Below are 19,412 nucleotides of genomic sequence, written 5' to 3' on the forward strand. Positions count from 1 at the left end.
GGTGTCAGGGTGAACACCCGGCCCGATGAGTGGCGTCAAGATTGAACGTCGTCTAGCATGAGGCTGTGCCCTCTTCACGAAACTCTCGAATCCGGCAGGCATCCGCCCTTGCCAAGGCGGCGGTCGTCATCGCCGGCCTTGCGTTCGCCGTTCCGACGCTGTCGCTCGCGCTCCAGGTGGCTGCCCCCACTCCAGCGGGAGCTGCCCTGCAGTCATGGAACGGCAAGGTCACCAGGGTGCTCGATGGCGACACCTTGGAGATCGATGGCGGTGGCAGTCCTCAGAAGGTCATCCGACTGGCGGGCATCAACACCAATGAGAACCACGAGACACCAAAGTGTTACGCAGACGAGGCGACGGCGCGCCTGTCCAGCCTGGTGAACGGCAAACAGGTCACGCTTCGGGCTCAGCGTGCCAATTCATACACCAAGGACAACCGAGCGATCAGGCACGTGTTCGTCAACGGCACCAACGTCTCCCAGTTGATGTTGAAGGAGGGCTACGGCATGCCCATCATCTTCACCGAGAACAACGAGTACGACTACGCCGCCGACTACGTGACGGCGTTCTGGGAGGCCAACCGGGCGGGCGTCGGGATACACAACCCCAACCTGTGTGGGGCAGGTCCACGAGCTGACTTCCCCATCACCATGAGCACCAACGGCGATGCTGACGGCGCAGAAGAGAGCAACCTGAACGGCGAGTACGTGCGGTTGCGCAACCACGGAACCACCCCCTTCGACCTCACCGGCTGGCAGTGGAAGGACAGCGCTCTGGAGTTCTACAACTTCCCGTCAGGTACCCAGATTTCACCCGGAGGTGCACTCACCATTCACACCGGGCAGGGCACCAATACCGCAACCGACCAGTACTTCGGGAAGACCTCGTCGATCTTCTCCGGGATCGACGGAGCGTTCCTTCTCGATCCTCAGCGTGACATGCGGGCATTCAACTTCTGGCCATGTGTCGGGCCCTGCAACGACACGGCGGCGCCCAACGTGGAGATCACCAGGTTGGATACCGCACCATGGGGCACCAATGACTACTTCGACCTGACCAACCGCGGAACAACCACCGTGAACCTTCAGGACTGGCGCCTTGAGTCCTATCCCCACATCAAGACCATCGACGCACCCATCACCCTGGCACCCTCCGCCACCATTCGGGTCACGATCGGCCCAGGCACCGACTCGCAAACCGGACTGTTCATGAACCGTTCGGCACCGATCTTCGACCCTGAACCGGTGGGCGACTCGGCATTGGCCATCGATTCACTTGGCAATGTGGTCGCTTGCAAGGCATACGGCAAGACCACCTGCGCGCCCCATCCAGGTAAGGCCCGGTCCGAGCGCATCGGCGCCGACTTCAACGGTGATGGCTGGGCAGACGCGGCCCTCAGCGCTCCCGGGGAGGACATCGGCTCGGTCAAGAACGCCGGCGCCGTCAACGTGCGCTACGGGGAGGACCCGGGCATCACCCCGGATCGTCCGGTCTTCGGCATAGCCCGGCTGCGCCCGCAGTTTCTCAGCCAATCCGGGCCCATCACCGGCGCAACAGAAACCAACGACTACTTCGGAGACGTGACCACATCTGGTGACTTCAACGGAGATGGGTATGACGAACTGGTCATCGGCGTTCCTCGCGAAGACGTGGGTTCGCAACGTGATGCCGGCGCAATCCACGTGCTCAACGGTGGACCGGCAGGCCTGGACGCTCGACGCGAACGCTCCTTCGACCAGAACGGCCCCATCCCCGGGTACGCAGAGTCGGGAGACCGATTTGGCGCTGCGCTGGCGGCCGGCGACTTCAACCATGACGGCTTCGATGACCTGGTGGTGGGGGTTCCCGGCGAGAACGCGTCCCAGGGCTACCTGGCCTTGATCTACGGCACCGCCAACGGACTGAACGACTCGGGCAGCGTGTCCATTGGCCAGTACGGACCAGTGGTGGGAGTCGCCGAAACCGGCGACGAGTTCGCTGCATCCCTGGCTGCGGACGACTTGAACGCCGACGGCTTTGACGACCTTGCCATCGGGGCACCCGGCGAGGCATTCGGAACCAGGACGAACGTGGGCATGTCGCACCTTCTGATGGGTTCTGCCAACGGGCTCACGACCGCTGGGAACTACGCCGTAGCTCAAGGGGACGGCGCGCCCGGGGCGTGGGCCGGCGGCGAGCGTTTCGCCGCCTCGTTGGCGACGGGTGACGTCACCGGCGACGGCGCCGCAGACCTGGTTGTCGGCACACCGGGCGACTGGGTCCGATCCCAGCGATCGGCCGGGAGTGCCACCGTGTTACACGGGTCGCCGTCGTCGAGGGTTGGCACCAACGCCAGCGTGTTGACACAGTCGGGAGCACTCCCGGGCGGCGCAGAAGCGAACGACGCAGTAGGCGCATCGGTGGCCGTTGGCGATCTCGACGAGGACGGCTACGGCGACGTGATCGTCGGTGCTCCGGACGAGAGCTTCGGGTCCAGCACCGGCGCCGGCATGGTGGGGATCGCCTTTGGTGCAGAGGGTGGGGTGAGTGGATCAGGCTCGATCGCTCAGGGAACCGCCCCACTCACCGGCTACGGCGCCGAATGGGGCGACCACTTTGGCGCCCACCTGGAGATCCTTGATCGAAACGGCGACGGCTTGGCGGACATCACCGTGGGAGTGCCCGGCGAGAACCTGGGCTCCATCGTCGATTCGGGAACCATGCACTTCTTTGACGGCGCCCGCAACCGGGCCGGTACCTCACCCCAGCGCCCTGGGGGTTCATCCATCGCCTATTCCCAGAACGCCTTTGGCGGAGGTATCGAGCCGGGTGACGCATTCGGTTCATGAACCGGCACGGGCTCAAGGTGTGCCCGCGGCAGGGGCCTGAGGAAACCTCGCGAGTGCTCGAATGCAAGCCGCACCGTGATAATTTCGGCGATCCCACTCCGGTGGCGCCACCCAGTACACCCTTCACCCCCGAGGTAATTTCGATGGCAACAACAACTCCAAAAAAGTTGGACGATGTACCCGGCTGGATGATCCGTGCCGACCAGTGGCTCTTCGAGCGCATCCTGAGCTTCCAGGTTGGCTCTCAGGCACCAGGCGATCTCGTGGAGTTGGGGGTGTACAAGGGGAAGAGCGCCATCGTCATCGGAAGGCACCAGCAGCCGGGCGAGACGTTCACCGTGTGCGACCTGTTCGAGGACGTCACCTCAGAATTGACACTGCATCAAGCTGACCGAAATGCCTACAGAACACTCTCGGAAGAAGAGTTCGCAAACAACTACCTGGCCTTTCATGACACGCTTCCAGAGGTCGTTCGGGGCCTGAGTTCGGCCATCGAAGATCACGTCACGGCCGGAAGCTGTCGCTACATCCACATCGACGCTTCCCACATGTACGTAAACGTCAGAGAGGACGCCGCTGCAGCCCGAAGGCTGCTGAGGAAAGACGGTGTGGTGGTCTTCGACGACTTCCGAACCGAGCACACCATCGGCACGGCCAATGCGGTCTGGGAAACCATCGTCAACGACGATCTGCATCCGATCTGTGCCAGTGAGCGCAAGATGTACGCCACCTGGGGTGATCCGGAGCCCTACCAACGCGAACTGATGGAGCGTCTGGCCGAGTCGGGTGAATTCCGGGCCGATCTTCATACGATCGTCCGTGAGGAACGCGTGATCCGGGTGGTTACGAACAAGGCCAAGAAGGCGGCAGCAGCCCCTGCGGCCGCCCCTGCAAAGACGGGCGCAACACCCGTCCCAGCCAAAGCAGGAGCCTCGGTACCGATCAAGCAGTTCCTCAACAAGGTTGCCAACAAGGTTCAACGGCTGACTGCCTAGCTCGGACAGCGTCCTGCCATGGCCTACGACGAACCCACGATGCCACCGGTCCCACCCAAGCCGCTCCCGCCGCCCGCGCCCTCGTTACCCGTTGCTCCCCCTCCGCAGCAGGCGAGCATTCGCACCTCTGCGTCGACGCCACCACCAACCGCTGCGCCACCACAGGCGTCCAGAACCCGCGTCAACACGCGCATCCTCCTGGCACTTGGAATTGGCTTCCTGGCTGTGGCCATCGGTGTAGCGGCCTTGGGGTGGTCGCTGTATGTGCGCAGGTCTGACGGGTTTGCCGGTGCCGACCTGAGCGGTCTGTCGGTCAGTGTGAGTACCAGGGACGTTCCGGAAAACAACCTGCTTGGTTACATGTTCGTTGTGGCGTACGAGTCGGCGGGAGCGAAGGTCGAGTCGCAGGTTGGTGCTGGGAGCGCTGCCTCGGTTCGTCGGAAGATGATGGCGGATCGAATCGACGCCTCGGTCGAGTACAACGGACTCGCCTGGTCCCGGTCGCTGAGCGACGAGGACCCTCCGACCGACCCGGCCGAGTTCACCAAACAGGCAGGCGCACTTGATCGCGACCAAAACGGCATCGTGTGGCTTGGAAGATCTACGTTCAACAATGCCTACGGTTTTGCGGTCGGACCTCAACTCGCTGAGGAACAGGGCCCCTTCACGCTGGACTCAATGGTCTCCTACCTGCGGGGCCATCCCGACGCGTCGGTCTGTCTCCAACCCAAGAACACGTTGAGCGCTGCTGGAATGGGTCGGTTTGAGGAGCTGACCGGCTTTTCCATTCCGTCCAACCAGCTTCAGCAGGCTGACAGCGCGACGATCGGGCCCGACACCGCCGATGGCACCTGCGCCTTCTCCGAGTTCGCCGCCACAAGCGGCGCCATCGTCAACTTCAACCTGACGCTCGTGGAATCCGACGACCAGCTCGAAATCAACAATGCCTCGGCCACCGTCAGAGAAGCGCTGTACGAACAACGGCCGCAAGCCTTCGACACCATCGCCACCGCCATCTTGGAGCCACTGGACGATCGCACCATGGCCACCCTGAACGCCCGGGTCGCCAACGGCGAGGACCCTGCTGCGGTCGCCAAGGACTACCTCTCGGGTCAGGGATTGATGTGAGCAGGCGCCCTCGGCGACGCGCATGGAGACGTCCGGTGGGCAGGCTCCCGTCCTGAGCGATCATCAAGCGGCGCAATCGGGCACCCGGCCGACGAACCTCACCATGGCGATGTCGGGGGGCTTGCTTTGGGTCGCCGGCGCCTTGCTGTTGTGGCACCTACGCGGGTCCATCAACTTCGTCGACCGGGACGACGGCATCATCACGTTGGCTCACGCCAAAAGCCTGGTGCAATCAGGTTCCATCTCCGTCGGGGCATTCGGGGATCGCGTGGCCGGGTTCAGCGCACCCCTGCACTTCATGGTGGGTGTGGTCTATTTCCTCCTGGGCGGAAGCAGCTATCAGCTTCTGGGTCGGGCCTTGGGCTTTTTGTGTCTGATCGGAATCGGTGCGACCACCGGTGCTCTCGTCGGAGAGGAACTTCAGACTGAACGGGCTCCGATTCGGTGGGCCGCCCTGGTGGCGGTGGCGGGCCTGCAGCTCGGGAGCTGGAGCTTCTTCGGTTGGCAGTTCTCCGGCATGGAGAATCCGATTGGGGCGCTACTGCTGATCGTGATCATGTGGCGATGGGACCGTGTCAATGCCTCGCTGCCATCTGCCGTGTGGCTCGGGGTGATGCTCGGTCTGCTGTCGATCGTTCGGTTGGACACGATCACCCTTGCTGCCCCATTGACCGCCGTGATCGTGATCGAAAGCCTCATGCGCCGCGAGGAGCGCAGCCTGCGACATGTAGGCGCCCTCGCCCTGCCGGCCTGCCTGATCCCACTTACGGCCGTCACCCTCTGGTACCTGTACTTCGGATCGGTCGGCTCAACCACCATCGCCAATCGCAGTCGCGATGCCGCGGCGACCCTGGACCTGCTGGGCATCGCTGCGCTGGGTGTCGCCGGGTGGCTCGCAACCTTGTGGGCCGTCCACCGCATGTCTCGACAAACCCCGGGCCGCAACCGTGCCGCAACCGGGGGGGGCGTGCTGCTCGCCGGATGCGCGATGTTGATCGCAGCAGCCGCCTTGAGTGTGCGGGTGGGGGACGGCCGCGTCGGAGGCCTGGTGATGACCGCCATGTGGTCGGTTGGGGTGATCTGGACGGCAGGCGCGGTGGTCAGCGGGTGGAGCCTTCCCGCTGCCCGACCCAAGCGATTGGCGGCCTACACCACCGTTGTGGTGTGGGTGCCCTGTTACGCGTTGATTCTTGGCCCCAGCCGAATTCACCCGGCTCGCGTCGTTTCCATGGCGGTGCCGGTGCTCTCGTTGGCCACGGTGGTTGTCGTGGCCAAACTGATCGGAAATCGGCTGGAACGTGCAGGCGAGACCCCCCGCTCAACCGCCGTTCGGGTCCGTGCCACGCTCACGGCGTCCGGTCTCGCCGTCCTGACGCTGCTCATCGTCGCGCGGGAGAGTTCACTGCCGGCAGATGAGTCGTTTTCCAAGACCTTCTATCTGGGGTGGGTCATTGCGCCGCGCGACACGATCCTGCTGCAGACGGCACGACAGACGGTCGGACAGGTTGACCAGCGCTTGATACCCATCGTGGCCAACCCGGATCTCGGGCGGGTCGCGTTTCGCCACGAGGCTCAGGTGGTCGATCTCGGGAAGATTGGGGATCCGTTGTTGCTCCGCGTCCTGCTCGAGCCGAACACCAAACTCAGGGCAGCGATCTCCAAGCGCTATTTCTTCGACATCATGCCCCCAGACACCTGGATGCTGACCGAACCCTGGTCGTGCACCTACCGATCCATCCGACGGGACCCCCGATTCGACGCCACGTATCGACGAATCGACACCGATACCACTGACAGCCCAGATGGTGACCTCAACCAAGCGGGGACCTGCAGCGACGGTCAGACCCTGCTCGACAACGGCGTCTACACGCTGCGCAACCCGGCGGCACGTGCCGACCTGCAACTGGCAAGTGACCTCGTGAGCGAGCGGATACTGCCGGACGACGACTTCTTCTCTGCATGCAGACGCAACGCTCCGGTCGAGTGTTTCACCCGAATGCGAGCGTACCGAAGGGCATTCCCCGGCGCCGGACCTGCCGACGAGATCACCGACCAACTCGCCGGGCTGGGCAGCAGCCCAGCAGGCCGTTTGGCCCGCGCCCTCATCACCAGCCCGAACAACCCGCAGTGGGCCGACGAGGCGTTCGATGCGCTGGTGGCTTTGGAACGCTCCGAACCCGGCTGACGTCCTGGGCGGATCACGCTCACCGCTATCCCAGGCTGACCAGGGCCACCGCCACCAAGGCGAGAACCATGCCCACCACCTGGACCCGCTGGGGCCGCTCGCCTTGGAAGGCCCCGGCCAAGCCCACGGTTGCCGCCGGATAGAGCGACTGCACTGCCGCAACGACCGCCAGCAGGTCGGCCCGGACCGCCAGTAGGTAGAACACGTTGCCGCCCGCATCGAACACCCCGCCGGCGGCAGCCAGGCGTAGGCCTCGCCCGGGCTCATCGACGACTTCTTGTGCGCCATCGACGCCGCGATCATGTCGGCGGGGCCAACGCAACACCCCAAACGCCGCGGCCAACGTCAGCACCACGACGATCGATGACCCTCGCCCGATCAGCACGGGCCACAGGTTGGAGGCCTCACCCGTCCGGCTGATCAACACCAGGTAGCTGCCGAACCCAACCCCGGCGGCCAGGGCCCGAACGAGGGTGCTGCTCGCCATCCGCCGAGGTTCTCCGGGCAGGCGCCGCTCGCGGGCCACCATGGCGATTGCAGGAAGGGCCAGAGCGATACCCAACAGCGCCATCGGTGCCGGACGCTCACCGAGCGCAAACCCCGACGTCACCGGCACGATGGCCGAGGTCACCGCCGACACCGGGGCCACCACTCCCATTGGGCCGATGGCCAACGCCGAATAGAACGTGGCAAGCCCCATCGAACCCACCACGCCGGCCGCCAGCGACCAGGCCACGTCGGCACTGGTCACCACGCCGCCCTGCACCAGGCATGCCACCGCAATGATCGAGGCTCCAACGACCATCGAAATCAGCGTGACCACCAGCGCGTGCAACCGTCGGCTGGCCGTGCCGCCCAGAAAGTCGGCCACGCCGTAGGAAGCGGCAGAGAGCAGGGCGAGAAGGATGGGCACGGCGGCGCAGGCTACCGGCAAGGCAAACACATCCTCTCGGGCCATCCCGAACTCCCCACCCCGGCAGACCCCAACGATTGAGGTTGACCCAGGGGCGCGCCGCGACGGACCATCGCGACCATGATCGACCCCGTCAAGGTGCTCACCCAACGCCTCGCCGATGCCATGACGGCTGCAGCACCGGATGCCGGGGGCATCGGCCCGGTCGTTCGGCCCTCAGACCGGGCCGACTTTCAAGCCAACGGCATCATGGGCTTGGCCAAGCGGATGGGCATCAACCCCCGAGAGTTGGCCCAGCAGGTGCTCGATGCCGCAGAACTCGACGGCGTTGCCACGGCCGAGATTGCGGGCCCAGGGTTCCTCAACCTCACCCTCGACGAGGCCTTTCTGGGTCATTCAGTCGCTGAAGCCATCGGTGATGAGGCCCAAGGCATCGTTGCCTCACAGGAGCCACAGCGGGTGGTCATCGACTATTCGGCCCCCAACGTGGCCAAGGAGATGCACGTCGGCCACCTGCGCTCCACCGTGATCGGCGATTCGCTGGTCCGCATTTTGGAGTCGCGGGGCGACACGGTGATCCGCCAGAACCACATCGGGGACTGGGGCACCCCGTTTGGCATGCTCATCGAACACCTCATCGATTTGGGCGAGGAAGGTGCCATCGCCGAGTTGGCGCTGGGAGAACTCAACACGTTCTACCGCCAGGCCCGTGTGTCGTTCGACGGGTCGTCCGAGTTTGCCGACCGCTCCCGGGCCCGGGTGGTGGCACTCCAGGCAGGCGACCCCGAAACGCTGCGGTTGTGGCGCATCCTGGTTGATCTTTCGGCCGAGTACTTCCAGGCCGTGTATGACCGGCTCGGGGTTCGACTCACCATCGACGACCTCGTCGGCGAGTCCACCTACAACGAACTGCTCGCTACCGTGGTGGCCGACCTCGACGCAGCCGGGATGTTGCAGACCTCCAACGGCGCACGCTGCGTGTTCCCCGACGGGTTCAGCAACCGCGAGGGCGAACCCCTCCCGTTGATCGTGCAGAAGGGCGAGGGTGGGTATGGCTACGCCGCCACCGACCTGGCCGCCATCCGCGACCGTATCGATCGGCTACGCGCCGACCGACTGCTCTACGTCGTCGGGTCCCCGCAGGCCGAACACCTGGCCATGATTTTCGCCGTGGCCCGGGACGCGGGTTGGCTGACCGACGCCACCGAAGTGGACCATGTGGCCTTTGGCTCGGTGCTGGGCGAGGACAACAAGATGATGAAGAGTCGCGCCGGGGCGTCACTCAAGCTGGCTGACCTCCTCGACGAGGCCGTCGCCCGGGCGGCGGCGATCGTCGCCCAGAAGAACCCCGATCTGGATGAGGCCGAGCGGGCCGAGGTGGCCCGTGCAGTTGGCATCGGCGCCGTGAAATACGGCGATCTCAGTTCCGACCGCACCCGGGACTACGTGTTCAGCTTTGACCGCATGCTGGCCTTCGACGGCAACACCTCGCCCTACCTGCAGTACGTGGTTGCCCGCGTGCGATCGATCCTTCGCAAGTCCCGCGTCGAGGGAATCGCCGTGCCCGGCGAGCGAGACGAACCAGTCCCCGACCGCATTGGCATGGTCGAACCGGCGGAACGAGCGCTGGGGCTGGCGCTGCTCTCCTTCGGTCGAGTTGTCGAGGACTCCGCTGCTTCAGCTCAACCGCACCGCCTCTGCACGTACCTTTTCGAATTGGCGCAGACCTTCACCCGGTTTTACGAGGCGGCTCCCATCCTCAAGGCAGACACCGACGAGCAGCGACATCACCGTCTGGCGCTGGCGGTCGGCACCGAACGGGTAATGGTCCGGGGCCTCGACCTGCTGGGCATCGAAGCTCCTCAGCGGATGTAGCGATGTCCGCCGAGTCGGACGGCCCCACGAACGGGGGACTGCGACGCACCGAGACGGGCCGCGAGGCTCAGCCGTCCTCCACCGGCCTGGCGGCAGCGGGGCTGGCGGTCTCGCTGTGGGGTGGTGGCAACGTGCTGGTGGCCGCCGCGCCCATCGGTGGGCTGAGCCTGGCATTTCTGCGGCTGTGGCTGGCGTTCGCTTGCTACGGACTGGTCATGCTGGCCCGCGGGGTCCGGTTGCACGGGTCCCAGTTTCGGGCCGTGGCGATGGGCGGGTTCTTCTTTGGGGCCGACCTGATTGCGTTCTATCTGGCACTGCAATACACCAGCGTGGCCATCGCGGTCACCATCTCGGCACTGCAACCCATCGGGGTGTTGGCGGCTGCCGCGTTCTTCTTCGGCGAGCGGGTCACCCGAACCCACCTGGTGTGGGGAACCGTCGCCATCGTGGGCGTCGTGATGGTGGTGCTCGGCGCAGGCACCGACGGCGCAGCCTCCCTGACCGGCAACCTGTGGGCGATCGGCGCGCTCGTGTGCTGGGCCGGCTACTTCATCGGCTCCAAGTCGGCCCGACGCCACGTGAACAACAACGAGTACCTGGTGTGGATCAACCTGATCGGGGCGCTGATGCTGACCCCGGTGATCCTGATCGCCGGGCTGGACACCAACCAGGCATTCTCGTGGTCGGGGCTGGGGTGGGTGGCGCTCATCGTCGCCGTGCCGGGCAGCGGCCACGTCATCATGAACTGGGCGCACGGCCACACCACGCTCACCTCCACCAGCCTGCTCACCTTGGCGATGCCCGTGCTCTCCACCGGCCTGGCGGCCTTGTTCCTCGACCAGTCGGTCGTTCCGGTGCAGGTTCTCGGGATCGTGATCACCCTCGGCGCCCTGGCCAGCGTGACCGCCTACAACGCCCGACGTCCGGAGTTTCTCGAGGCGATCATCGACCAGGTGGACCCCGAGGTGCTCTGAGCCGACCGTCGTAGGGTGGGATGGTGACACAGCAGCACAACAGCGATCCATCCTCACCGAATCTGCGGCGGCCGAACGTGTTGCTGGTGACGTTCGATCAGTGGCGGGCCGATCACCTGGGATTCCTCGGATGTCCGCTCCCAATCACCCCCAACGTCGACGCGCTGGCCGCCGATGGGGTGACGTTTGCCAAGCATCACACGGCAACCGCGCCGTGCGGGCCCAGCCGCACCTCCATGCTCACCGGCCGCTACCTGATGGGGCACCGGGCGGTGAACAACGGCACCCCACTTTCCGCAGAGCTGCCCACACTGCCGCGTCTGATGCAGGCGGCCGGTTACGACCCGGTCCTGTTCGGCTACACCGATACCACGCTCGACCCTCGACTCTTGGCGCCGAACGACCCCCGCAGATCCAGCTGGGAACAGCCCATGCCCGGCTTCAGGTCCGGCGCCGCCACCGGTGACGATGTCGGGGTCAACGTCAACACCGCAGCCGACACCTGGCTGGAATGGCTGGCCGAGCACGGTCACCGATTCTCCGACGTGTGGTCCGCCTACGGTGTGGCCGACCAATCGGACCCCTCATCGGCGCTCGCCGGGCGCCCGGGGCCCTATCCCGCCGAACTCTCGCCCGCAGCTCACCTCACCGACTCCACCATCGAGTACGTACGAGGTCGACGCGAACCATGGTGTGCGCACGTCACCTACCTGCAGCCGCACCCACCATTTGTGCTGCCCGAGGAATGGTTCGGTTTCATCGATGCCGCAGACGTCGCATCACCCAATCGGTCGGCCGATCGAGCCGCCGAGGCCGCCATCCACCCGCTGCTGGCGACCTTTCTGCTGATTCCGCAGCTGACCGAACCATCTGAATGGGGCAACGCCGGCTGGCGGGCCACGTATGCGTCGATGATCGCCGAGGTGGACCATCAGTTCGGACGGCTGCTCGACGCGCTGGACGCCGATGGCCAGGCCGACGACACGCTGGTGATCCTCACCTCCGACCACGGCGAACAGCTTGGTGACCATTGGCTTCGCCACAAGCTGGGCTGGTTTCCCGAGAGCTATCACGTGCCGCTGGTGATGCGCTGGCCCGCCGGGCTGCGGACGTCAGCCGGGGGGAACGAGTCAACCTCGGGCAAGGTCGTCGATACGTTCACCGAGCACGTCGATGTGCTGCCCACCATCCTCGATGCCGTGGCCCTGGCGGATGGTTCGCCGACCGCGACGGGGTTGATGTCCAGCGAGTTGGACGGTCAGCTCGATGGGCATTCGCTGTTGGGCCACCTCACCGGCGAGCCGACGGCACCGTCGCGCAGCGCCGCGCATTGGGAGTGGGACTTTCGCGACCCCGTCAACCGCCTGCCCGAGGCGGCGCTCGGGCTACAACTTGACCAGTGCTCGTTGGTGGCCCGCCGCAGTGACGAGTGGCTGACGGTCACCTTCTCCGGGGCGCCGACGATGCCGCCGCTGGCCTTCGATCTGGCCTCCGATCCCACCTGCCACCTCGACCGCAGCAACGATCCCGACGCCGCGCCCGCGCTGCTGGAGGCCGCCCGGGACACGCTCGCATGGCGACTCCGGAACACCCGCGGGCCACTCGTCAACCACCTGGCCACCACCGCCCAACCCGCATCACCGACGGAGTGACGCTGCGCCAGACCCCATGTACTATCGCCTCTGTGCCCGACGACGTCGAAAGCCTGCTCAGGCAGCTCTACCAAAACCTGGAACAGGTGGAGTTGGAGCCAACCGACGTCAGGTACGTCCCGTTCGAAGATCACCTGGAGTCCTTTGGACCCGACGTCATTGCGGAACTCGGCCGCGACATCGCTTGGTCAACGCCGGGTTCGACGTACTTTCTCTCTGGGTTGCGCGGGTCGGGAAAGAGCACCCAGTTGCTCCGGCTTCAGGCAAATCTGCAATCACAGGGGTTTGCGGTGGTTCGTCTCAATGCCGAGGACTACCTCAACATCAGGTTGCCCATCAACGTCACCGAGTTTCTCTTCTTCCTGGTTGGCGGTATCGCCGATCAGGTCGAAACGAGCGGCTGGCTCCCCGATGCGGGTTCACGTATCTGGTCCCGGCTTCGCGACTGGGTGCAGGCGCTGCCGCGCCGGATCGAAATGCAACCGGAGGCCAAGCTTTCTACGGGTGCAGACTTGGGGTTCTTGCAAGGTGAGGTTGCGCTCAAAGCAAGCCTGCGCGCGGACGAGTCGTTTGTTGCGCAACTTCGCCGGTTTCTCGAGGGTCGACTCAGCGCCTTGGTCGCCGAAGCCAACGAGGTGGTCGACGAGCTGGTCGACGAGCTTCGCTCAGCTTGGCCAGACAAAGCCGGGAGCAACTGGAAAGGTCTCGTCGTACTCGTCGATTCGCTCGATCACATCCGCGGCGACGACTTCGACAAGGTACGAAGGGCGTTGGTCGACGTCGTGGATCACCAAGCGTCATCCATCCAGCTGCATTCGACACGCACGGCATACATCGTCCCGCCGTGGCTTCGCGTCGAAGGTGCCCCGAATCGCTCGTTGAGCAACATCAAGGTTCGAGATCGGGACAAACGGCGGTTCCAACCGGGATATGAGACGATGCGCACGATTCTTCAGCTGCGCTGTCCACCGGACACGACAACCACCGACTTCCTCACTGAGGATGTGTTGGATGGCTTGATTCACGACTCCGGCGGCCACCTTCGCGATTTCTTTCGCTTGATTCGAAGCGCAACAGTCGCCGCAACCGCCGACACGCTACCGCTTCCAGATGCGGCCATCGCCCGTGGTCGCCAAGAGTTACGCGAGGGTTTCATCCCACTCGCCGACGACGAAATCTCCTATCTCGGTCGGGTCGCCACCACCCACCAGGTTCACCTGGCGGAACAGCACGAGTGGGAGACGCTGGCGAACCTGTTGGACCGCCACCTCGTCTTGGGATTTCAGAACGGCGAGCTGTGGTACGACGTCCATCCGATCATCGCTGATCTCGTCACCGAATCGCAGCCCTCCTCAACATGACGCAGGTGTCGTCAGCCGACGGCGTTGAGGAGGCATGGCGGCAACTTCACACACACCTCGACCGGGCCCGATCGTTCTGGCTGGGGTTCATATTCGTCTCGGATCCGGCGGACGCCCGCCTGTTGGCCGAACGGGCTTCTTGGAACCGACGGTTCCGTGCCGAACCGTTTCTCGAGTTGCAACCATCGTCGCCTGAGGGCCTTGCCGCTTCGGTCTCAAAGATCGAAGCAGATGGTTACCCGCCTCGCGGCTGCACGTGGGTTGAGGCGGTGCACACCGGTGATGGCCCCGGCCAGTCACTCGGCTGGGATGCCGCATGGATCGACCTGCTCCAGAGCTTGAACCACCGGCGTGACACGCTGCGCAGCTCGCTTGGTGGGCTGATCATCGTCGCTCCGCCCTCCATCAAGGTGCATGCCATGCGCGTGAGCACCGATTTGTGGTCGGTGCGCGACTTTCTGGTCGAGGTGGCGCCGACCGTGGGTTTCACTGCGAACGTTGCTTCATCCGAGCCCACGGCTGGGCCGACAACGCTGTCCAGTGTTCCGCTGACGCTCCCTCCGACGACAACACCCGACTACGACGAAATTCAGACCGTGCTCGCCATGAGCGACAGCGCCCTTGGAGGTCGAGCATCAGAGCAGCTCAACCATCTGATCGAGCAGGCCAAGCAGGCAGGCGAGGGTGAACTGCTGACAGCGCTCTACGAACGGCGAGGACGAGTCCGCCTGGGAAACGATCCAGCCGGGGCCCGACATGACCTGCGCAAAGTCGCGGGTTCGATGCCAGATCAGCGCGGCCGGCTCATCGTGCTTGAGGGGCTCCGCGCCCTGGCCGCGTCCGCTGGGGACGCAGATGATGCACTGGCTCTGAGCACTGAGGCAGAGGATCTCGCCGAGCGGCTCGCCGAACAGCTCGGAACCCCCGAAGCACTCCGCGACCACTCGATCAGCCTGAGCAACCTCGGTGACGTGTACCGGGCACAAGGCGACTGGACCCAGGCCGAAGCCGCCTACCAAAGCTCCCTCAACATTGGTGAGCGGCTCGCCGAACAGCTCGGAACCCCCGAAGCACTCCGCGACCACTCGGTCAGCCTGAACAAGATCGGTGACGTGTACCGGGCACAAGGCGACTGGACCCAGGCCGAAGCCTCCTACCAAAGCTCCCTCAACATTCGTCAGCGGCTCGCCGAACAGCTCGGAACCCCCGAAGCACTCCGCGACCACTCGATCAGCCTGAGCAACCTCGGTGACGTGTACCGGGCACAAGGCGACTGGACCCAGGCCGAAGCCGCCTACCAAAGCTCCCTCAACATCGACGAGCGGCTCGCCGAACAGCTCGGAACCCCCGAAGCACTCCGCGACCACTCGATCAGCCTGAACAAGATCGGTGACGTGTACCGGGCACAAGGCGACTGGACCCAGGCCGAAGCCGCCTACCAAAGCTCCCTCAACATCGCCGAGCGGCTCGCCGAACAGCTCGGAACCCCCGAAGCACTCCGCGACCACTCGATCAGCCTCAACAAGCTCAGCGAACTCCAGGATCTGGTCGAGCCGGGTAGCTGACATGCTCAGGCCGATAAATTGGTGACGGTTGGTAACCGGGCCAGCCCGCCAGGGCTCCTAAGATCATCACCATGAAGGTACTGGCCTTGGCGTCGATGAAGGGTGGGGTGGGCAAGACCTCAACCGCCGTGAACCTGGCCGCTTTGGCGGCCGGAACCGGGCTGCGAACCCTGCTGTGGGACCTTGACCCGCAGGCCGCAGCCACCTGGTCGGTTGGCCTCGAGCCAGAGCCGGGAAACGCAACCCGGACCGTGGTGCGGGGTCGGCGAGAAGTCAGCCGCCTCGCCAGGAACACCAAGGTGCCTGGCCTGTCCGTCATCCCCGCCGACGAAACGCTGCGCAGCCTGGACATCGCCATGTCCGAGCGGCGGCACCCGGCCCGGGTGCTGTCCAAGGCGGTGGACCGGCTCTCCGACGCCTACGACCTGGTCGTGGTGGACACACCACCTGGGCCCACGCTGGTGTTGGAGAACCTGATCGCTTTGGCGGACCTGGCACTGGTTCCAGTGGAGCCCACCCCGTTGTCCATCCGCACGCTCGCCCAAATGCAGGACTTCATCGGTGAACGGACAACCAACCTGCCACTAGCGGCGTTCTTCTCGCTCCTGGACGAGACCAAGGTGGCCCAGCGCCACCTGTACGCCGAATACCGGGCCACCGACCCGGTGTTTCTCACGACGTCGATCCCCCACTCCACCGCCGTGGAACGCCTTGGTTTTGAACGGCGGCCCACGGTGATGACCTCGCCCGCGTCCCTGGCCTCACGCCGCTATCGGTCGCTCTGGGCCGAGGTCGCGGAGCGAATCGGGCTGGACTAGATCGGCTGGATTCAGGCGCCGCGCAACGCCTGTTGATTCGCACCGCACCACGTAGACTGCTGTGTCGGCCCATTCGTGTTGAGCCGAAATCGCAAAGGACCCCCGATGGCGGACCCATGTCCTCCCACCGAGAGCTGCGTCGACGCCTGCTGGCAGTCGGCCGTCGCCTGGTCGACCTGGTTGGGCCGACCAGCGATGCGGCGCGTCAAAGCCTGACCGCGCTGGGGTTCAATTCAACCTCCAGCTTCGTTGCGGGGCTGATACTCGCCTCGGCACTCAGCACCTTCCAGCGTTACCCCACGCTGCTCACCCTCGTCCCCGCCGCAATCGGGCTCCGGGGCAACGTCATGGGCGGCCTCGGTAACCGCCTGTCGACCGCCATCCACACGGGCACGTTCTCGGTGTCGATTCGAAACGGCACCCTGATGCGCCAGAACGTCAGTGCGTCGTTGGCGCTCTCATCGGTGCTCTCATTCGTCCTGGCGATCATCGCTTCGGTGGTGGCCAGTGCGTTCGGCATCGAGTCGAACCTCAACCTGGGCCAATTGGCCATGGTGTCGATCGTGGGTGGACTCTCGGCCAGCATTCTGGTGCTGATCGCCACGGTGGCGCTGACCGTGGTGGGGGTCCGCCGCAATTGGGACCTCGACAACCTGGTTGCACCATCGGTGTCCACGCTCGGCGATGTGATCACCGTGCCAACCCTGTTCCTCGCAAGCCTGGCGCTGGGCCTGCCTGCTGGTGCCATCACCACGGTGGGATGGGTGTTGGCCGCTGCGTCGGTGGCCTGGTTCGTCGTTGCACTGCGTTCTCGCCTGCCGGTTCTCTCCCAGGTTTGTAAAGAGTCAGCCCCGATCCTGGTGGTCGCAGCGGCCCTGTCCACCATGGCGGGCGTTGTGGTCACCAAGCAGCTCAGCGCCTTTGCCCTGCTGCCGGCCCTCTTCATTCTGCAGCCCGCCTTCGTCTCCAGCGCCGGCGCATTGGGGGGCATCCTCAGTTCCAGGCTGTCGACCAAACTGCATCTGGGCCTGATTGATCCCGACGTGGTGCCGGGCGCCGACGTGCGCCGCGACATTTTCACCATCAGCGCCATCGGCATCCCGGTGTTCCTGTACAACGCCGTTGGCGCCCAGGTGCTGGGGCGCCTCACCGGCCAGGCCAGTCCCGGACTCCTCCCGATGGTGGCCGGCACGCTGACCGCCGGGGTTGCAGCATTGGCAGTGGTTGCCGTGCTGGCTTACTACGGCACCATCGCAGCGTGGCGCCTCAAGGTTGACCCCGACACCTATGGAACCCCAACGGTGACCGCCTCAATGGACTTCGTTGGGGTGGTGGCACTGGTGGTGGCCTTCAGCACGTTCGGCTGGATCGCCAAGGTGTAGCCGACCCACCGGAATACCCCTATCGCCTTCCAACGATCATCGTTACTCTGATGAGGAAGGGGGGAGCCATATGACTCACCGGGATGGTCGCATGATCGTCGGACGCTTAGGCACGCAGCCTGCACGGCGGGCCCTGGCATCGCTGGCCCTCTTGGTTGGCACCTTGTCGGGCGTCATCACCTCGACGGTGACCCCGGCTGGGGCAGTGGCCGACGGGGTCAACCTCATCTGTTCCGGCACCTCGAACGACTCCGCCGCGCTCTTCCCTGATACCTCCACGGGTGGATTCGATTCGCAGTTCCTCGTCGGCTTCCTGATCGGACAGATCGGCCTGCCAGGACCAGACGAACCACAGATTTACCCCGGACCACAGCTGGGATTTGCAGCAACCGCAGAGTTGGACCACAACCTTCCGAATGCGATGTTGACCAGCGACGCTCCAGTTGCCGTAAGGGTCAACGGTTCAGTCCAGCTTTCGGACGGGTTCCTCACCTCAATGAGGCACCTCGGGATCACCATTCCTTTCGGCCTCAAAGCCAGCAACCACGTCGGTGTCTCCGGCCCGGGCGTCACCGGCGATTCCACCGAACAGTCCGTCGGTCCAGTGACCCAGGACCCCAACGCCTCGCCCACGCCCATCTCGGTCGACATCACCGTCACCGCGACACCTTCGCCACAGGGCGGGCCGGCGCAGTTGGACTACGACGTCGACCTGGAAATGGCCCTCAACCAACGGAGTTCGAACCCCGGCCAGTTGGACCTCGCCACCCTGTCCATGTCCTGCGAAACCGCAGGCGAACCTCAAACGACCTCGTTTCCAAGTGGACCGGACCCCGAGTGGGACGGCGCCGAAGTTCCCATCGCCGCCCCGCAGCCTCTGGCAGACGGCTTCGTCGCCAAGCCAGGAGGTATCAGAGCCAGGACCGACCGGCTGCTCTCCACCACCCCGACTGCACGCTTGGATGTCCTGGCCAACGACGAAGCGCTCGGTTCGGGCCGCTCCATCGACCCGAACTCCTTGTCGGTCTCCTCCACCGACGAACTGGTGGACATCGAGACCAATGGCGACCAACTGACGTTTACGGCAGGGCCGATCTCAAATGCGGGAGCCCCCTACCCCGACGGCTCCCAAAGCCCGGACCAGATGGAGCGCGAGAGATTCCCAATGCTCGCCGGGCTGCAGTTTGCGCCATTCGTGCGTGCACAGGCCACCTACCGGGTCTGCGACGATGGCGACCCGGCTGCATGTGCCGATGGTTTGGCCGAGGTGATCATGCCGCTCGCGCTCGGCGATCCCTGCGACGATCCGAATTTGCAGATCGACTGCGGCCCGTCCGTGCCAGAGCCCGGCGACACCTGCATCGATGACATGGGGGCCTGTGGCACACCGGAATGTGACGAGGCAAAAGAGTTGGGAAGCGACGCGTGTTCCTTCGCGGATCGCCTGTCAGCCCAGGCGAGCAGCGCCCAAGATCCATCCCCCGACAGCAACGGCGAACCGGCCGACGGCAACACCAACGCACCCAACCGCAACGCACCCGCAGGAAACGCACCCGCAGGAAACGCGCCCCGGAATGCTGCACAACCGTCCCCCGGTGTGCCGCTACGCCCCACATTCACGGGGTGACGAGGCATTACGAGACGGCTCCCCCCAACACCCAACGGCCCTCCCTACCCGATCGACGCTCGACTGCCCGGCCACAGTTCTTCCCATCAAAGCGCTGAGCGTCACCCGC

The 19,412-nt window shown here is 64.9% G+C and carries 13 protein-coding genes; 12 read left to right on the plus strand and 1 reads right to left on the minus strand.

What is annotated here, in order from left to right; genetic code table 11:
* The first annotated feature begins 65 nt into the window (after positions 1 to 65).
* From MPARV_RS0106785 to MPARV_RS0106800, 4 genes are all read left to right on the plus strand, one after another.
* Positions 66 to 2,828 (plus strand): lamin tail domain-containing protein, encoded by a 2,763-nt coding sequence (locus tag MPARV_RS0106785; RefSeq protein ID WP_020377710.1) that lies wholly within the window; start codon positions 66 to 68, stop codon positions 2,826 to 2,828.
* Positions 2,829 to 2,971: 143 nt separating this feature from the next.
* Positions 2,972 to 3,823 (plus strand): class I SAM-dependent methyltransferase, encoded by an 852-nt coding sequence (locus MPARV_RS0106790; RefSeq protein WP_157789491.1) that lies wholly within the window; start codon positions 2,972 to 2,974, stop codon positions 3,821 to 3,823.
* Positions 3,824 to 3,841: 18 nt separating this feature from the next.
* A complete protein-coding gene (locus MPARV_RS0106795) occupies positions 3,842 to 4,951 on the plus strand; it encodes a glycine betaine ABC transporter substrate-binding protein (RefSeq protein ID WP_012229931.1) in 1,110 nt (369 codons plus the stop codon).
* Between the two features lie 22 nt (positions 4,952 to 4,973).
* Positions 4,974 to 7,136 (plus strand): hypothetical protein, encoded by a 2,163-nt coding sequence (locus MPARV_RS0106800; RefSeq protein ID WP_020377713.1) that lies wholly within the window; start codon positions 4,974 to 4,976, stop codon positions 7,134 to 7,136.
* 25 nt (positions 7,137 to 7,161) lie between these two features.
* Here the strand turns inward: MPARV_RS0106800 and MPARV_RS0106805 are convergent, their stop codons facing one another.
* The gene (locus MPARV_RS0106805; RefSeq protein WP_012229934.1) at positions 7,162 to 8,094 is read right to left on the minus strand and encodes a DMT family transporter; all 933 of its coding nucleotides are present in this window, start codon (positions 8,092 to 8,094) and stop codon (positions 7,162 to 7,164) included.
* A gap of 75 nt (positions 8,095 to 8,169) precedes the next feature.
* Between MPARV_RS0106805 and argS the strand changes: the two genes are divergently transcribed.
* From argS to MPARV_RS0106845, 8 genes are all read left to right on the plus strand, one after another.
* On the plus strand, positions 8,170 to 9,924 hold the full coding sequence (gene argS, locus MPARV_RS0106810) for an arginine--tRNA ligase (protein ID WP_020377714.1): 1,755 nt from the start codon (positions 8,170 to 8,172) through the stop codon (positions 9,922 to 9,924).
* 2 nt (positions 9,925 to 9,926) lie between these two features.
* Positions 9,927 to 10,898, plus strand: coding sequence for a DMT family transporter (locus MPARV_RS0106815; protein ID WP_012229937.1), 972 nt, complete (start codon positions 9,927 to 9,929; stop codon positions 10,896 to 10,898).
* 23 nt (positions 10,899 to 10,921) lie between these two features.
* Positions 10,922 to 12,550, plus strand: a complete 1,629-nt coding sequence (locus MPARV_RS0106820) for an alkaline phosphatase family protein (protein WP_157789492.1) — start codon at positions 10,922 to 10,924, stop codon at positions 12,548 to 12,550.
* Between the two features lie 32 nt (positions 12,551 to 12,582).
* On the plus strand, positions 12,583 to 13,911 hold the full coding sequence (locus MPARV_RS0106825) for a P-loop NTPase family protein (protein WP_020377716.1): 1,329 nt from the start codon (positions 12,583 to 12,585) through the stop codon (positions 13,909 to 13,911).
* Positions 13,912 to 13,916: 5 nt separating this feature from the next.
* Complete coding sequence (locus tag MPARV_RS22375) at positions 13,917 to 15,476, plus strand: tetratricopeptide repeat protein (RefSeq protein WP_172636560.1); 1,560 nt, start codon at positions 13,917 to 13,919, stop codon at positions 15,474 to 15,476.
* Positions 15,477 to 15,547: 71 nt separating this feature from the next.
* Positions 15,548 to 16,294: a ParA family protein gene (locus tag MPARV_RS0106835; protein WP_012229487.1), complete on the plus strand. Its 747-nt coding sequence runs from the start codon at positions 15,548 to 15,550 to the stop codon at positions 16,292 to 16,294.
* A gap of 116 nt (positions 16,295 to 16,410) precedes the next feature.
* The gene (locus MPARV_RS0106840) at positions 16,411 to 17,676 is read left to right on the plus strand and encodes a magnesium transporter (protein ID WP_012229488.1); all 1,266 of its coding nucleotides are present in this window, start codon (positions 16,411 to 16,413) and stop codon (positions 17,674 to 17,676) included.
* Between the two features lie 91 nt (positions 17,677 to 17,767).
* Positions 17,768 to 19,303, plus strand: a complete 1,536-nt coding sequence (locus MPARV_RS0106845; protein WP_157789493.1) for a hypothetical protein — start codon at positions 17,768 to 17,770, stop codon at positions 19,301 to 19,303.
* The last annotated feature ends 109 nt before the right edge of the window (positions 19,304 to 19,412 follow it).

This window comes from Candidatus Microthrix parvicella Bio17-1 (genome assembly GCF_000299415.1).
In the GTDB taxonomy this organism is placed as follows: Bacteria; Actinomycetota; Acidimicrobiia; order Acidimicrobiales; family Microtrichaceae; genus Microthrix; species Microthrix parvicella.

Coding starts and splice junctions, on each gene's coding strand:
- MPARV_RS0106800 (WP_020377713.1), top strand. CDS start 4,974: ATGGAGACGTCCGGTGGGCAGGCTCCCGTCCTGAGCGATCATCAAGCG.
- argS (WP_020377714.1), top strand. CDS start 8,170: ATGATCGACCCCGTCAAGGTGCTCACCCAACGCCTCGCCGATGCCATG.
- MPARV_RS0106835 (WP_012229487.1), top strand. CDS start 15,548: ATGAAGGTACTGGCCTTGGCGTCGATGAAGGGTGGGGTGGGCAAGACC.
- MPARV_RS0106805 (WP_012229934.1), bottom strand. CDS start 8,094: ATGGCCCGAGAGGATGTGTTTGCCTTGCCGGTAGCCTGCGCCGCCGTG.
- MPARV_RS0106795 (WP_012229931.1), top strand. CDS start 3,842: ATGGCCTACGACGAACCCACGATGCCACCGGTCCCACCCAAGCCGCTC.
- MPARV_RS0106845 (WP_157789493.1), top strand. CDS start 17,768: ATGATCGTCGGACGCTTAGGCACGCAGCCTGCACGGCGGGCCCTGGCA.
- MPARV_RS0106815 (WP_012229937.1), top strand. CDS start 9,927: ATGTCCGCCGAGTCGGACGGCCCCACGAACGGGGGACTGCGACGCACC.
- MPARV_RS0106790 (WP_157789491.1), top strand. CDS start 2,972: ATGGCAACAACAACTCCAAAAAAGTTGGACGATGTACCCGGCTGGATG.
- MPARV_RS0106840 (WP_012229488.1), top strand. CDS start 16,411: ATGTCCTCCCACCGAGAGCTGCGTCGACGCCTGCTGGCAGTCGGCCGT.